General features: G+C 73.1%; 14 protein-coding genes. 7 read left to right on the forward strand and 7 right to left on the reverse strand.

The window, feature by feature from the left end; translation table 11 throughout:
* The first annotated feature begins 98 nt into the window (after positions 1 to 98).
* Genes AB1460_RS31400 through AB1460_RS31415 form a run of 4 tightly spaced genes read left to right on the forward strand, consistent with a single transcriptional unit; the run spans position 99 to position 6,887 of the window.
* The gene (locus AB1460_RS31400; RefSeq protein ID WP_368965700.1) at positions 99 to 269 is read left to right on the forward strand and encodes a hypothetical protein; all 171 of its coding nucleotides are present in this window, start codon (positions 99 to 101) and stop codon (positions 267 to 269) included.
* Complete coding sequence (gene pglZ / locus AB1460_RS31405) at positions 266 to 3,328, forward strand: BREX-2 system phosphatase PglZ (RefSeq protein ID WP_368965701.1); 3,063 nt, start codon at positions 266 to 268, stop codon at positions 3,326 to 3,328. The genes AB1460_RS31400 and pglZ overlap by 4 nt, the downstream gene beginning before the upstream one ends.
* Positions 3,325 to 4,695, forward strand: a complete 1,371-nt coding sequence (gene brxD / locus AB1460_RS31410; protein WP_368965702.1) for a BREX system ATP-binding protein BrxD — start codon at positions 3,325 to 3,327, stop codon at positions 4,693 to 4,695. Before pglZ ends, brxD begins: the two co-directional genes overlap by 4 nt.
* Complete coding sequence (locus AB1460_RS31415) at positions 4,692 to 6,887, forward strand: DEAD/DEAH box helicase (protein WP_368965703.1); 2,196 nt, start codon at positions 4,692 to 4,694, stop codon at positions 6,885 to 6,887. The genes brxD and AB1460_RS31415 overlap by 4 nt, the downstream gene beginning before the upstream one ends.
* A gap of 56 nt (positions 6,888 to 6,943) precedes the next feature.
* Here AB1460_RS31415 and AB1460_RS31420 read toward each other — a convergent pair whose 3' ends face one another.
* From AB1460_RS31420 to AB1460_RS31430, 3 genes are all read right to left on the reverse strand, one after another.
* A complete protein-coding gene (locus AB1460_RS31420; protein ID WP_368965704.1) occupies positions 6,944 to 7,573 on the reverse strand; it encodes a hypothetical protein in 630 nt (209 codons plus the stop codon).
* A 155-nt stretch (positions 7,574 to 7,728) separates the two neighbouring features.
* On the reverse strand, positions 7,729 to 8,709 hold the full coding sequence (locus AB1460_RS31425) for a hypothetical protein (RefSeq protein WP_368965705.1): 981 nt from the start codon (positions 8,707 to 8,709) through the stop codon (positions 7,729 to 7,731).
* Complete coding sequence (locus tag AB1460_RS31430; RefSeq protein WP_368965706.1) at positions 8,709 to 9,800, reverse strand: SPFH domain-containing protein; 1,092 nt, start codon at positions 9,798 to 9,800, stop codon at positions 8,709 to 8,711. Before AB1460_RS31430 ends, AB1460_RS31425 begins: the two co-directional genes overlap by 1 nt.
* A 107-nt stretch (positions 9,801 to 9,907) precedes the next feature.
* Between AB1460_RS31430 and AB1460_RS31435 the strand changes: the two genes are divergently transcribed.
* The 3 genes from AB1460_RS31435 (at position 9,908) to AB1460_RS31445 (ending at position 11,902) form a co-directional block, all read left to right on the forward strand.
* Positions 9,908 to 10,687, forward strand: coding sequence for an NUDIX hydrolase (locus tag AB1460_RS31435; RefSeq protein ID WP_420497424.1), 780 nt, complete (start codon positions 9,908 to 9,910; stop codon positions 10,685 to 10,687).
* A 95-nt stretch (positions 10,688 to 10,782) separates the two neighbouring features.
* Positions 10,783 to 11,424, forward strand: a complete 642-nt coding sequence (locus AB1460_RS31440; protein ID WP_368965708.1) for a TetR/AcrR family transcriptional regulator — start codon at positions 10,783 to 10,785, stop codon at positions 11,422 to 11,424.
* Positions 11,425 to 11,434: 10 nt separating this feature from the next.
* Positions 11,435 to 11,902, forward strand: coding sequence for a nuclear transport factor 2 family protein (locus AB1460_RS31445; RefSeq protein WP_368965709.1), 468 nt, complete (start codon positions 11,435 to 11,437; stop codon positions 11,900 to 11,902).
* Here the strand turns inward: AB1460_RS31445 and AB1460_RS31450 are convergent.
* From AB1460_RS31450 to AB1460_RS31465, 4 genes are all read right to left on the reverse strand, one after another.
* A complete protein-coding gene (locus AB1460_RS31450; RefSeq protein ID WP_368965710.1) occupies positions 11,857 to 12,672 on the reverse strand; it encodes a hypothetical protein in 816 nt (271 codons plus the stop codon). The two genes, AB1460_RS31445 and AB1460_RS31450, sit on opposite strands and share 46 nt — an antisense overlap.
* Positions 12,669 to 13,316, reverse strand: coding sequence for an FAD-dependent oxidoreductase (locus AB1460_RS31455; RefSeq protein ID WP_368965711.1), 648 nt, complete (start codon positions 13,314 to 13,316; stop codon positions 12,669 to 12,671). Before AB1460_RS31455 ends, AB1460_RS31450 begins: the two co-directional genes overlap by 4 nt.
* Positions 13,313 to 13,855: a nuclear transport factor 2 family protein gene (locus AB1460_RS31460; protein WP_368965712.1), complete on the reverse strand. Its 543-nt coding sequence runs from the start codon at positions 13,853 to 13,855 to the stop codon at positions 13,313 to 13,315. Before AB1460_RS31460 ends, AB1460_RS31455 begins: the two co-directional genes overlap by 4 nt.
* A gap of 134 nt (positions 13,856 to 13,989) precedes the next feature.
* Positions 13,990 to 14,700: an ABC transporter ATP-binding protein gene (locus AB1460_RS31465; RefSeq protein WP_368965713.1), complete on the reverse strand. Its 711-nt coding sequence runs from the start codon at positions 14,698 to 14,700 to the stop codon at positions 13,990 to 13,992.
* Positions 14,701 to 14,725 lie beyond the last annotated feature (25 nt).

A 14,725-nucleotide genomic window follows, 5' to 3' on the forward strand; every position in this document is an offset into this window, starting at 1 on the left:
TGTAGTGTCATATGCGTATAAACAACAGGTGTTCTGGAGCTCTGCGGATCTGACCGCCGCCCCCCAACCCGACTCCACCCCCGCTCATCACACCGCCGGTGGTGACCGGCAGGAACGGCGGGACGGATCCTGGAAAGGAATCCGTCACCCCGGCCCAACGGCAGTGGTTCGCGCGGCCTGCCGAGCTGGACCAGACATTCGCCGACGTCCGTAAGCACGTTGGTGACCAGCTCGGCGAGATCGAGATCATCTGGCGGCCCGCGCGGTGAGCATCCTGTCACCCGCGGCAGATCCAGCAAGCTCTGGCTCCGGCACGCCCCCGCCGCTGGTCACCAGCGCGGTGCTGGTCAACCGGGTCAGACGCCTGCTGCGCGGGCTGACCGGCACGGGTGGCGAGCTGGCCCGGATCCTGCTGGTGCGGGCGCAGCCCGAGTGGCCCGGTCCCGGCGAGCTGTCGGTCGACGGTCGGCCGGTCCGGGTCGTCGCCTGCGTCTCGCCGCTCGGCGTGCTGGAGGAGGTCGCGCGCTGGGGGCGGGAGCCGGCGCCCGACGGCTGGCTCGTGCTGCTCACCGACGCCGACGAGGAGACCCTGGGCGACACCGTGCTCGCCCAGGTCCACGGCCAGCGCGTCGACGTGATCGAGCCGTGGACCGCGGTCACGGAGGACTTCGGCGCCGCCCAGCTCGACCCGCGGCTGCGTACCCACGCCCACCGCTGGATGGCCAGGGCGCTGCTGGAGGCACGTCCGCCGGCTGGCTGGCCGCGCCGGCCGGGCGGTGTCCTCAGCCTTGAGGACGCGCTGGCGGAGCTCACCGCCGTCCGGCTCGGCCTGACCGAACTGGGTCTCGGCGCCGCCGACCTGGACATCGCCACGCTGCTGCGCTGGACGACGGTTCCCGGGGCGACCGAGGCGTTCCGCCGGCTCGGCGCCGACGAGCGCGCCGGCATCACCGCGTTCCTGCGGGAGCGGACCGGGCACGCGGGGCGCGCGTTGACCACGCTGGTCGCCGCCGGCAACGGCGAGCGTTCGCTGGCCCTCGGCCTGGTCTGCGACTGTCTGTGGCCCGGGAAGGACGACCGTTCCGCCGACGCCCGGCCTGCCGACGGCCGCTCCGGCGGTCTGGACGCCGCGGCCGTCGAACGGGCGAAGGGCCGGGTGGAACGGTACTTCGGTGACACCCACCTCGACGACGAGACCATGCGCCGGTTCGCCGACGCGGTCCGTGAGGTCGTCCACACCGGGATGAACACGCGGGACGACCTGACCGGGCTGCTGGAGACCGCGGACCGACTGCTCGACGAACTCGACGCACGGGCTGCCGGCGCGACCAGCGACATCCTGCGGGCCGGGTTCGACCACCGGCTGTCCGCCGTCGCCACCACACTGCGCGGTTTCCTGACCGCCGCCGGCTCCGGTGTGCACCACACGTTCCCGCAGACCGCGGCCCGCGAGGTCGCGACCGCTGTCGGCTCCCTGCGGGCGCATCTGGTCGCCGGCCTCGAAGCCGGGCAGGTCGAGCGGGCCGAGATGGCGGCCCGCGTCGCCGGTTGGCTCGCCGGCCGGCCGGGGGACGGCCCCGGCACGCTCGCGGCCGCGCTCGACGGCTATCTCGACGACGCGGCCTGGGCCGACATCGCACTCGACCAGCTGGCCGTCGGCGACCCGGCGCCCACGGTCGGCGCCGCCTACGGCGACCTGTACCGGGCCGCGATCCGGCGGCGGCACGACCTCGACGCCCGGTTCGCCCGGCTCCTCGCCGACTGGACGACGACCGGCCGCCTGCCCAGCACCGGCGAGACCGGGGGCGCGCCGCTGGGCATCGAGGAGGTCCTCGACCGGGTGGTCGCCCCCGTCGTCACGGCCCGGGGCAAGGCCCTGCTCGTCGTGCTCGACGGGATGAGTGCCGCCGTCGCCATCCAGCTCGCCGCCGGACTGCGCCGCGAGCGGTGGGAGGAATGCGACCCGCTCGGCGAGGGCGCGGGCAGCGCCGCCCGGCGGCGGAGCGCACTGGCCGTCCTGCCGACCGTGACGGAGACGTCTCGTACCTCTCTGCTAACCGGACGTCTCCTCACCGGCGACAAGGCGAAGGAGAAGGGCGAGTTCGAGGCCCACCCGCGGTGGCGGCGACGCGCGGTCCGACTGTTCCACCACGCCGACCTCGACGGCACGCCGGGCGCCGCGCTCGACCGGGAGCTCAGCGCCGAGCTGACCTCGAACACCCCGCTCGTCGCCGTCGTCATCAACACCGTCGACGACCTGCTGGACTCCGGCCGGCAGCGCGACGACGGCGGCTGGAGCCTCGCCGACGTGGGCAAGCTGCGCACCATCCTGCGCTACGCGCAGACCGCGGGCCGGGCCGTGATCCTCACCAGCGACCACGGCCACGTTCTCGACCACGGGACGTCGCCGCTGGCCGCCCAGGACGCCGTCTCGGCGCGGCACCGCGTCCCGGCTGACGATGCCCGTACCGATGTGCGCGACGATGTCCGTGACGGCGAGGTCGCGCTCGCCGGGCCGCGGGTACTCGCCCCCGGTGGGCGGATCGTCGCGCTGTGGGACTCGGCACTGCGTTACCGCAGCCGCAGGGGCGGCTACCACGGTGGCGCGTCGGCGGCGGAGGTGACCGTGCCGGTGCTGGCGTTCCTGCCGTTCCGCCTGTCTGCGGCGTCGACGAGCCGCGATGTGCCGGCGGGCTGGCGACTGCTGCCCGACCAGCGGCCCCGTTGGTGGTCGCTGGAGCAGGACCTGCTCGGCGGGCTTGGTGGGCCCGGCGGGCCTGCCGGGCTCGACGGCGACACCGCGTTCGTCGGTCGGCGCCGTGGTGACGCCGCTCCCGTCAGCGCCCCGGCGGCACAGCCGCGCAGACGGTCCAGGACAGCCGAGGTACAGGCCGGCCCCGCACTGTTCGACCTGCCGGAGGACACGGCACCTGGAGCGTCGCCGTCGCCGGTCGCTTCACCGGCCGAGTCACCGGCCGCGTCGCCAGTGCCCGCCGAGGCCGCGCCGGCGACGGGCGCCGACGTGCTCGTCGCCGGGCTGCTGGCCAGCGAGCTGTTCCGGTTCCAGCTCAGCGGCCTGGCGCGGCGGGTGCCGGTCGAGAAGGTCGAGACGGCGGTGCGAGTGCTGCTCGACGCCGGTGGCACGCTCGCGACCAGCGTCGTCGCCGAGCGGGCCGGGGAGCTGGCCCATCGAGCCGCCGGCTTCGCCGTCAACCTGCAACGCGTCTTCAACATCGACAACTACCCGGTGCTGGAGCCACTCGACGACGGCCACACGCTGCGCCTCAACGTCCAGCTGCTGTGCGACCAGTTCGGGCTGACGACGTGACCGCTGCCGACGTCAGTGCGGCGCGGCGCCGGGACGTCCTCGACGCGCTGCGGCGTGGGGCGGTGCCGGCCGCCGGGCTGGACCTGCTGGCCGTGGGGCTGGACTGGTTCGAGCGTTCCGTGGCCGAGGACCTGGCCGCGGTCGCCTCGGGCGGGTCGGTGTTCAAGGCGGTCCGCGGCGAGTACGGCTCCGGCAAGACGTTCTTCACCCGCTGGCTCGCCGAACGGGCGAAGAGGGCGGGTCTGGCCACGGCCGAGGTGCAGATCTCGGAGAACGAGACCCCGCTGCACAGGCTGGAGACCGTCTACCGCCGGCTCACCGAGCGGCTGACCACGGCGACGTTCCCGCCGAGCGCGCTGCGCCAGGTCGTCGACGGCTGGTTCTACGCCCTGGAGGAGGACGTCCTCGCCGTCGACGAGGCGGCCGGTGTGAACGCGGCGGCGCTGGACCGCGCCGTCGGCGAGCTGGTCGACCGCCGGCTCGCCGACGTCGGCCGGACGGCGCCCGCGTTCGCCGCCGCGCTGCGCGGCTACCGGGCGGCCCTGGCCGCCGGTGACGAGGCGAGCGCGGCGGCGGTGCTCGCCTGGCTCGGCGGGCAGCCGCACGTCGCCGCGAGCGCCCGCCGCGCCGCCGGGGTCCGCGGCGACCTGGACCACTTCGGGGCACTCGGTTTCCTGCAGGGGCTGCTCGTGGTGCTGCGCGACAGCGGCTTCCGTGGGCTGCTGCTCGTCCTCGACGAGGTCGAGACACTGCAGCGGGTCCGGTCCGACGCCCGGGACAAGGCGCTGAACGCGTTGCGCCAGCTCATCGACGAGGTGCACAGCGGCCGTTTCCCCGGCCTGCTCCTGGTCATCACCGGCACCCCGGCCTTCTTCGACGGCACGCAGGGCGTCGCCCGGCTCCCCCCGCTCGTGCAGCGGCTCGCCACCGACTTCACCGCCGACCCGAAGTTCGACAATCCGCGGGCCGTCCAGCTGCGGCTGACCGGGTTCACCGAAGCGTCGCTGGTCGAGCTCGGCGGCCGGGTCCGAGGCCTCTACGCGGCGGGTCTGCCCGGTGACGAGGCGGGACGGATCGCGAGGCTCGTCGACGACGCCTACCTCGGCGAGCTGGCCGGCGCGGTCGCCGGGCGGCTCGGTGGCAGGGTCGGCGTCGCGCCCAGGCTGTTCCTGAAGAAACTCGTCGCGGACGTCCTCGACCGCGTCGACCAGTTCGAGGACTTCGACCCCCGCCGCGACTACCCGCTGACCATCGGCGCGGCCGAGATGACCGACCTGGAACGTAACGCCGCCCGCGCCGACGACATCGACCTGGACCTGGACGGCGACGTGGCAGGCGAGGGCCAGGCCGGTCCGGGCCGGGCGTGACCGCGCAGCCGCGGGCGTCCGCCGCCGTCGACCCGGCGGATCTGCTGCACCCCGTGGTGCTGCACCACATCGTCAACACGCTGCAGTGGCCCGGGCTGCGGCCGTTGCAGGAGGAGGCGGTCGCCCCTCTGCTCGCCGGATCGGACGCGCTGCTGCTCGCGCCGACCGCCGGTGGAAAGACGGAGGCCGCCACCTTCCCGGTCCTGTCGCGGATGGCGGCCGAGAACTGGCAGGGGACGTCCGTCCTCTACCTGTGTCCACTCAAGGCGCTGCTGAACAACCTGACCCCCCGGCTGGCGACCTACACCGGGTGGCTGGGCCGGCAGGCCGCGGTCTGGCACGGCGACGTCCCCGAGAGCCGGCGGGCCCGGATCCGCCGGGAGCGGCCCGACGTCCTGCTGACCACCCCGGAGTCGCTGGAAGCGATGCTGGTCAGCGTCCGGACCGATCACCGGGGCTTCTTCTCCGGCGTACGAGCGGTGATCGTCGACGAGGTCCACGCCTTCGCCGGCGATGATCGTGGCTGGCACCTGCTCGCTGTCCTGGAACGGCTCCGCCGACTCGTCGCCGCCGAGCGTGCCCCGGCCGTCCCGCCGACCGAGGCGGAGCTGCAGGTCATCGGGCTGTCGGCGACGGTCGGGAACCCGAGCGAGCTGCTGGGCTGGCTACAGGGCTCCGGCGCGGGCCGACGTCCCGCCCAGGTCGTCGCCCCCGACCTGCCCGCGGTCCGTCCAACGCCGGCCTTGACCCCGGCGCCGCCGGCGGGGGAGATCGAGCTCGACTACGTCGGGTCGGTGACGAACGCGGCGAAGGTGCTGGCGGCGCTGCACCGGGGCGAGAAGCGGCTCGTGTTCTGCGACTCGAAGAAGACCGTCGAGGAACTCGGCCAGGCGCTGCGCGGTCTCGGCGTGACCACGTTCCTCTCCCACGCGTCCCTGTCGGCCGAGGAGCGACGCCGTTCCGAGGAGGCGTTCGCCGAGGCCCGGGACTGCGTCATCGTCGCCACCAGCACGCTGGAACTCGGCGTCGACGTCGGCGACCTCGACCGGGTCGTCCAGATCAACGCCCCGACGACCGTCGCGTCCTTCCTGCAGCGGCTCGGCCGCACCGGACGGCGGGCGGGGACGACCCGCAACTGCCTGTTCCTCACCCTGACCGAGAGCGCGCTCGTGCAGGCTGCCGGGCTGCTGTCGCTGTGGGGGAGCGGCTGGGTCGAGCCGGTCGTCGCGCCGCCGGAGCCGCGGCACATCGTCGCCCAGCAGCTGCTCGCCTACTGCCTGCAGGAGAACCGGATCGGTGACCGGACCTGGGTGGACGAATGGAACGGCCTGGCCCCGTTCGACCGTTCGGCGGAGCCGATCGTGCGCCACCTTGTCCGTGCCGGTTACCTGGACTCCGACGGCGGGATGCTGTTCGTCGGGCCCGAGGCGGAGCGCCGCTTCGGCCACCGGCACTTCTCCGAGCTGACTGCCGTGTTCACCGCCGCGCCCGAGTTCACCGTTCTGCACGGCCGGGACGAGATCGGCCGCACCGACCCCGTCCTGCTCACCGACCCGGTCGAGGGCCCGCGGCTGCTGCTGCTCGCCGGCCGCAGCTGGCGGGTCACCCACATCGACTGGAAACGCCGCCGCTGCTTTGTCGAACCTGCGACCGGCGGCGGTCGGGCCCGCTGGCTGACCTACGGCGATGGCGGGATGTCCTTCGAACTGGCTCGGGCAATGCGGGACGCCCTGCTCGGCACAGACCCGCCGGTGCCCCTCACCCGTCGAGCGGCGGAGCGGCTCGAGACCGTCCGCGACAACCACCTCAATGTCGTCCACCAGGGCGGAACGATGATCGTCCGGACGGAGGACCTGACCGACGTCCGCTGGTGGACCTGGGCCGGGGAACGAGCCAACCGCACCCTCGTCGCGAGTCTCGGCGACCTCGCCGACCCCACGCAGACACCGAACGCGGCCTATCTGCGTCTGCGCACCGACCTGACTCCGGCCGCCTGGAAAGCCTCGACGGCGGACCTGGCGTCCCGCCTGTGCCTGCCCCATGTGACTGACGAAGCGCTGGCTGGCCTGAAGTTCAATACTGCCCTACCCCCACGCCTGGCCGAAGCCACCCTCGCCACCCGCCTCGCCGACATCCCCGCCGCCACCACCGCCCTGCGCGAACCCGTCCGCTTCACCAACCTGGGTGCCTGACCGGTCTCTGCCCGCTGCCGCAGCCGACTACGACCTGCACCGCGTGATCCCAGCTGTCAGAACTGGAGGTCCGGGGCGTCGGGGAGGCCGAGGGCGGTCAGGAACGTGAAAAGCGCCTCCTCGGCGAAGTCGGCGGCGGTGTCCAGGGCGGCGGCCACGGCCGCGGGGTCGGGGATGAGGCCGGCTTCGGTCGCCCACGCGACGGCGGAGGGGGCGGATCGGGCCCCGGGCGGACCGGCGGTCGCGTAGAGGTGGTCGAGGGCGAGCCGCTCGCGTCGCCTGTAGTCGGCCGTGCTCTCGGTGTGCCGGATGCCGTTCTCGTCCCAGTGCTGGCGCGGCCCGTCCTCGGGCAGGAGACGCCAGGTGATGTTCTCGGCCATGATCCAGCCACCCCAGCGGCCGGTGCGCGAGCTGTGGCCGAGGAGCTGCGCGCCCTCGCTGTGCTTGATGACGGCGGCCAGAACCGGGTGCCCGGACTGCCTGGTCAGCCCTTGGAGGAGGCCGTCCCAGGCGCGGGGGAGATCCGGCGAGTTCCAGCCGTCGGGGCCGTGCTCGATCTGGACGACCTGCCATCCGCCCTTTCCGTGCCAGTGCCAGCTCGCCTTCGCTGCTGACGGTCGCAGCGCGGGGAGCTCGGTCAGCGGCCGGCTCGCACGCCCCACGACGTAGGTGCCCCAGAAACCCACATTCCCTCCAGGTCGGCGCCGGTGCTGCTGCAGACCGGCCTACCGCCACTGATCGTAGACAGCGGAGATCATGAAACGGCCTCGGAACATGTGGTCTCTTGCTGGGCGTCAAAGGGGCGCGACGGGGGTCCCCCCAGGAGTCAGCGGAGGTTGAGTCAGCGGAGGTGTAGCCGGCGTTCGGCGACGCCGACGGTCAGGCGCTGTCCCCAGGCGAGCGTGATCGTGTCGGATTCGATGCCGTCGCCGAAGACGACCAGCCGTTCGGATTCCACCTGGATCTCGATGCGGGCCGGTGCGGGCAGGAGGCCTTCGACCATGTTCGTGCCGGTGCTCGGTGACGGCCAGGCCTCCCGGACGAACCAGAGCAGGCCGGCGGTGTCGGGGGAGGGCAGCGGAAGACGGCTGCTCCGCTGCTGCCACACCGAGCGGCACCAGCCACTGCAGCCGGTTCCGGTCCCGACGAGCACGCCCGACGACGCCTGCCGCTCCGAGCGGACGGCGCCGGTGTGGTCCGGGGCAGCGAGCTGGTAGCGGGCGGTCTGGTGCGAGGGGTGTCCGACGTAGATCTCGTTGAGTGCCAGCAGCCGCTGGCCGTCGTCGGACACCGCCTCGACCATGGTGGCCGTCGCGGCCCTCATGGCCGCCGAGTGGACGGCCGGGCCGCCGTGGTCCTGTCCGACGCCCGGATAACCCGGACCGCCCGGACCGCGGGCTGCCGCGCTCGCTGTCGTCCGCAGCAGCCCGGCGAGCTCGCCGACCGTGTGGCGGGCCAGGACGCCCGGGTTGCGGCCGGGTTCCGGGTCGACGCCGATGACCGGCTGGCCGTCGAGGTACTTGGCCACGTTGGCGACCAGCCCGTCCTGGCCGACGCAGACGATCAGGTCGTCGGGCGCGAACAGGAAGCGGTCGAGGTCGGAGCGTTCCACCTCGCCTCGTCGCCAGTCGGCGGGCACGGCGGCGAGCGCGGCGCGGCGGGCCGCGGTCACGGCCGCGTCGCGGTCCCGTACCTCGGCCAGGTCCCGGCCGCGGCCGGCCAGGAAGAAGGCGGCCTGGCCGGCGGTGCCGTGCCGTTCGAGCAGCTCGGCGTACTCGGTGCGGCGGTGCACCAGGACGACCCGCGGGGCGAGGGTGCCCATCAGGCCGCACCGGTCTGCGCCGCACCAGCCTGTGTCGCGCCAGCCTGCGTCGCAGCGGTCCGCGTCGCGCCGGCCAGCCTGGTCAGCAGCTCGTTCAGGACGTCCGGAGTGATGGTCAGGGCCTGGATGTCGGGAAGGTTCCCGGCCAGGTCGCGGACGGCCAGGGTGATCGCCGTGCGGTTGTCGAGGTCGCGCAGGGCTGCCACCCGGGCCTGCTCGGCGGTGCCCTCGGCGGCGCCGATCCGTTCGATCTCCTCGGCTCGGGCCGCGGCGGCCAGGCGGGTCGCCTCGGCGTCGCCAACCGCGGTGAGGCGGGTGTGCTCGGCCCTGGCCTCCACCGCGATCCGGGCCGCGGCCGCCTTCTCGGTCGCGACCCGCTGGTCGTTGGCGCCGCGCTGGGCCACCAGGTCCGCCTCGCGGCGGGCGAGTTCGATCTGGTTCTGCATCTCGTTCTCGGCGATGCGGCGCTCCTGTTCGACGGCGAGCGCGCGCCGGCCGTAGGTCGCCCGGTCGGCCTCGGCCTGCATCTGTTCCCGGGTGGGCGTGCGCAGCGCCTTCTCCAGCTCGGGTTCGGGGCGTATCGCGACGACCCGGACACCGACGACCGCGATTCCGGTCGCGGCCAGCCGCTCGTCGGCGACGAGCCCGGCCGCGATGCGCTCGCGGACGGCCGGCACGCCGTCGACCAGGGCGTTGGTCAGCGTGGTGCGGGCCATCAGGTCGAAGGCGTGCTGCTGGGCGGTCTCGACGATGAGACCCCCGAGCTGTTCCAGCGGGGTCACGCGCCAGGCGCCGGTCTCCGGGTCGACGCCGAAGTCGAGCCGGCCGGCGGCCAGCGCGGGCTCGGCCACCCGGAAGGTGACGGTGGCCTGTACCGCGACGTCCTGGAAGTCGGACGTCCGGGCGTGGAAGAGCAGGGGGAGCTCCCGGTCGTCCACCGGGATCTCGCTGATGACCGCGGTGCGTGGCCGGTACCAGAAGCTCAGGCCGACCCCCTCGTGCCGGGTCTTCCCGCCGCTGACGTGGCGGACGTAGGCGGTCGGCGTGCCCCGCAGATGGCGCAGGAACGGGGCGCGGCTGATGTCGGCCACGGTGGCCTCCTCGCTGGTGGCTGGCCGGGGCGCCTGTCGGCGGAGCCGGCCCGGGTCGGTCGATCTCGTCAATATGACGATAAGAGGGGAGAGGGGTTTTCGTCAATATGACGAGAGTGCCGGGTACAGTCGGCTGTGTGACGGACGAGAGGCTGCCGGACGACGGGTACGTCGCCTACGGCGTGACGGTTGACCTGGTGATCCTGACGATCCGGGCTGACCAGCTGTGTGTGCTGTTGGTCCGGCGGGGGCTGGCGCCGTTCGCGGGTGCGCTGGCGCTGCCCGGCGGCTTCGTCCGCCCGGACGAGACTCTCGCCCAGGCCGCTCGTCGGGAGCTGGCGGAGGAGACCGGCCTGCTGCTGCCCGAGCTGCCGCCGCGGGGCTCCGCGTGGCCGGGCGTGCATCTGGAACAGCTGGCCGCCTACGGCGCGATCGACCGGGACCCGCGGGCGCGCATCCTGACGATCGCCTTCCTGGCCCTCGCGCCCGACCTGCCCGAGCCGCGGGGCGGCACGGATGCGGCGGCGGCCGAGTTCGTCCCCGTCGCCGCACTGCCCGGCCTGGGCGAGCTGGCCTTCGACCACGCGGAGATCCTCACCGACGGGGTGGAGCGGGCCCGGGCGAAGCTGGAGTACTCCACACTGGCCACCGCCTTCTGCCCGGCCGAGTTCACCGTGGCCGAGCTGCGCCGGGTCTACGAGACCGTCTGGGGCGCCCCGCTCGACGCGCGCAACTTCCACCGCAAGGTCACCGGCACGCCCGGCTTCCTGGAACCGGTGGGTCACTCGACCGCCCGGGACGGCGGCCGGCCCGCCGCGCTCTACCGCCGAGGCACGGCGGAACTCCTCCACCCTGCGATGCGCCGGCCGCCCGCGGTCGCACCCTGATGGTCCTGACCCTGATGGTCCTGCCGGTGCCGCGGCACTTCCTCATGCCCTGCAGGCAGATTCGATAGTCTGTTCAGGTTATGACGCACCCTCCTGTGGCAGACACCGCGCAGGCCCGTCCGGAGGCCGCGCCGAGTCCGCCGGAGGCCGCGCCGAGTCCGCCGGAGGCGGGGCGGGCCCGCCGCGCCGATGCCGCGCGTAACGAGCGGCGGCTGCTCGAGGTGGCGGTCGCGACGTTCGAGAGCGACGGCGTCGACGTGCCGCCGGAGAACATCGCCAGACTGGCCGGGGTCGGCGTCGGCACGTTGTACCGGCACTTCCCCACCCGTCGGGCCCTGCTGGCCGCTGTTGTCGCGGAACGGTTCGCCGAGCTGGCCGTGCGCGCCGACGAGCTGCTCGCGGAACCGGGCGTGGACCCGGGCGGCGCCGTCCGTGGCTGGCTGCTGGAGCTGGTCGCGGCCATGGGCCGTTTCAGGGGCCTCGCCGCGCAGTCTGCCGGGATCATGGCCCACGAGGAGCGGGTGGCGGCTCCGTGCGAGGCCATGCACGAGTCGTTCGGACGGCTGGTCTACCGCGCGAAGCGGGCGGGGGTCCTCCGGCACGATGTGTCGGTCGAGGACCTGCTGCTGCTGTCCTGTTCCGTCGCGTGGGCGGCCGAACAGGTCGAGGGCGGCGGCGCGTATGCCGAACGGTTGCTGGTGCTGGCTTTGGAAGGCGTCGAAAAGACAAAGCGATAGCCTGTTCCGTATGCAGCTCGCCCCCCGTGCACTCTCCTCCACCGACGTCGAGGCCATCAGGCAGACGATCGCGCTCGCGAACCACATCGTCGACAACATGCGGGGCGACCTGTTCGGCCGGGTCTTCACGGCCGATCTGCAGTTCGTGATCACGACCGACGGTGGTGACCAGGTGCTCACACTGGACGAGTTCCACCAGCAGCTGCGCCAGCTTCCCACCGACTACCCGCGTCCTGACCACCACACCCAGGACCTCGTCCTGTTCGAGAACGCGGACGGATCGGTCCGGGCCCGCAGCCGCTACCTCGCGGTGCGCCCGGACGCGACGGTCACCTCCGGTGACTGCCTCGACATCCTGGTCTGCACGGAGGAGGGCTGGCGGCTGCGGTACCGCCGGCTGGTGAAGCGGATCCCGCAGCCTGACGGCGGCCCCTACCCGGCGTCGCTGTCGGACGACTGGTGGCCCGCCGCGATCTGAGCGGCCGACAGCAGTGCCAGTGCCTCCTCGCGGGACGGGCCCATCGTGACCGCGTCCGCCTGGGTCCGTGCCCGCGCGGCCTCGGCCCGGGCCCGTACCACCGGGTCGTCGAACAGGGTCTCCACCGGTTCGAGCAGGGCCATTCTGCGCATGAGCGCACGGAGCAGGTCGGGATCCTTCGTCGCCGCGGGGATCAGGCCGCGGGTGATGAGGTCCTCCTCCTCGGCCGCGTCGAGGTCCGCGGCGGGCACGGGCTCGCCGCGCCACCGGTAGGACCGCAGCCGGTCCATCGTCGAGGCCGACCGGTACAGCGACGACGCCTCGGCTTCGACGCTGTCGTAGTAGGCCGCGGTCAGGGCCGCGATGTCGTCGCCGGGCCGGGCGAGCGTGTCGGCGGCCGCGGCGGCGTGGGTCAGCGCGATCGACGCGCCCCAGCCGAAGAACGGGTTCGTCGTGCACAGGGCGTCGCCCAGGACGAGCAGCCCCGCCGTCAGCGGGACGCCGTCGACCACGAAGTGCCGCCGCTGGTTGGCGAGCCCGGCCATCACCTGGACGTCCTGGACGGGGACACCGCCCGTGCCGGGATCAACCCAGCCGGCGATGGCCGGCACGGCGCCCGCGAGCCGCTCCCAGGCCCAGTTGTGCCGGAGGACCTTGAACTCCTTGTCCCAGGGCGGGCCGCCGATCGCGACACCGTAGGTCCCGTGGTCGCCGGGGAACGTCCAGCAGATCAGGTAGCCGAGGTCGGCTCGGGGAAAGCCGCTCTTCACCGTCCGTCGCCGGTCGCGCGCAGGTAGCGGGAGTAGTAGGTGAACTCGCACGCCTGCCGGTCCGCCGGCACGTCGACGCCCGCGCTCGCGAGCCACCCGGTGACCGGTGACCGGCGGCCGCCGCAGTCCAGGACGATGTCGGCGGCCAGCGTCGCGCCGCCGGTCAGCCGCACGCCTTCGACCCGCGGGCGGCCCCCGCTCGACAGCAGCAGCCCCCCGGCCCGCGCCGGCGTGACCAGCCGGATGCGGGAGTCGGCCTCGACACCGCGGCGCAGCGCGAGTTCGAACGCCGGCCGCCGGGAGAGAATCGCGGTGAACGCGGCGTCCTCGGGACGTCGCGCCGCCGCGGGCAGGAACGACGTCAGCGCGTTGAACGTCTCGATGCTGTCGGCCTTCAGGTGCGCGAGCACCTGGGGCGCGCGGGCTTCCAGAATTCCGCGCGAGCGCGCCGAGAAGCTGTGCGCGAACCTCCACTGCGGGACGGAGCGGCGTTCCCAGGCGGTGAACGCCTCGTCGCCGTCACCGATCTCGGGCATCACGTCCTGCTCGACGACGGTGACCTCGTGCCCGCCGTCGGCGAGGAAGAGCGCCGCGCCCAGCCCGGCGACGCCGGCGCCGATCACGACAACCCGGCGGCCGCTCACGTCCACACCCCGCCGGGGGTAAGGCGCTCGCGCAGGTGGTAGACGAGGTCGTCGGGATGGTTGCGGCTCTGGCTGTCCGGGTGGAACGAGGCGCTTGCCGGGGAGGGCGCGGCCGGCTCGTACCGTTCGAAACCGCTGTGCAGGATCACTCGGTGGGCGATCTTCCAGCTGCCGCGGCGCTCGAAACGGTCGAGCCAGCGAATGCCGCGCCAGTGGGTGACCTCACCCTCCGGCGTGGCGAAGACGTTGAGGGCGATCGCGTGCGACTCGGCGAACGCGACATCGCCCGCCAGCTCGATCAGGGTGCTGGGCGCGGTGAGGAACTTCGCCGTGAGCGGGGATTTCCGCGCGAGTTCGACGATCAGCTCCGCCAGCTCGCGCGCGTTGGAGTACGGCGGGGACGGCGCCCCGATGTGATGTTCGTAGATGACGTCGTCGTGAAAGGCGGTCGCCAGGGTCTCGGCGTCGAGACGTTCGATGCCACGGGCATAGCGCAGGACGACCTCGCGGATGTCCTGCTTGTCGAGCAGCTCCCGCAACCGGTCCTCCGTGGACGGCGCAGGTGTCGACGGGACAGGTGTCGACGGGACAGATGTCGACACCGCCGGCGTTGATGATGCCCCCGTGGACGGTGACTCGTCACCCGTCGGTACGGCGGCCGGCGATCCAGCCGTCATTGTTCCTCCACTCCAAGGTGTTTCAGGAGATCTCGGCGCAGCGCCTCGTAGGCAGTGCTGCCGCGGTGGCTCCTGCCGGCTTCCGAGGTGTCGACCTCGTACGTGAACGCACCGCCCTCCATCACGAGGACGCGGTGCCCGAGCAGGATCGCCTCGTCGACGTCGTGCGTCACCAGGACGGCGGCGGCCCCGTGGCGCTCGGCCAGCTCCCGGATCAGGCCCTGCATCGTGATGCGGGTGAGGGCGTCGAGTGACGCGAAGGGCTCGTCGAGCAGGAGCAGCCGCGGCTCGCGTACCAGCGCCCGCGCCAGCGCCACCCGTTGCGCCTGGCCACCGGAGAGGCTCTTGGGCCAGGCGTCGGCGTGTGTGTCGAGCCCGACCTCGGCCAGGGCAGCCCGTGCCCGGGCCGCCGACTCACGGTTGTTCGGCAGGCCGTAGCGGACGTTGAAGCCCACGCGTTTCCACGGCAGCAGACGTGGCTCCTGGAAGACGACGGCCACCCGGTCCGGGACGTCGACCGCGCCGAGGTCGGCCTTGTCCAGACCGGCCAGCGTGCGCAGCAGCGTGGTCTTGCCGCAGCCGCTGCGGCCCAGCAGACACACGAACTCGCCGTCGGCGACGGTGAGGTCGAGATTGTCGAGAACGACAGTGGAGCCGTAGGAACGCCGTAGTCTATATAACCTCTGGAGCCTACATCTAACGAGCACGTATATAATATTTTGTTGTTTCTTT

It is taken from the genome of Parafrankia sp. FMc2 (assembly GCF_041008525.1).
Lineage (GTDB): Bacteria > Actinomycetota > Actinomycetes > Frankiales > Frankiaceae > Parafrankia.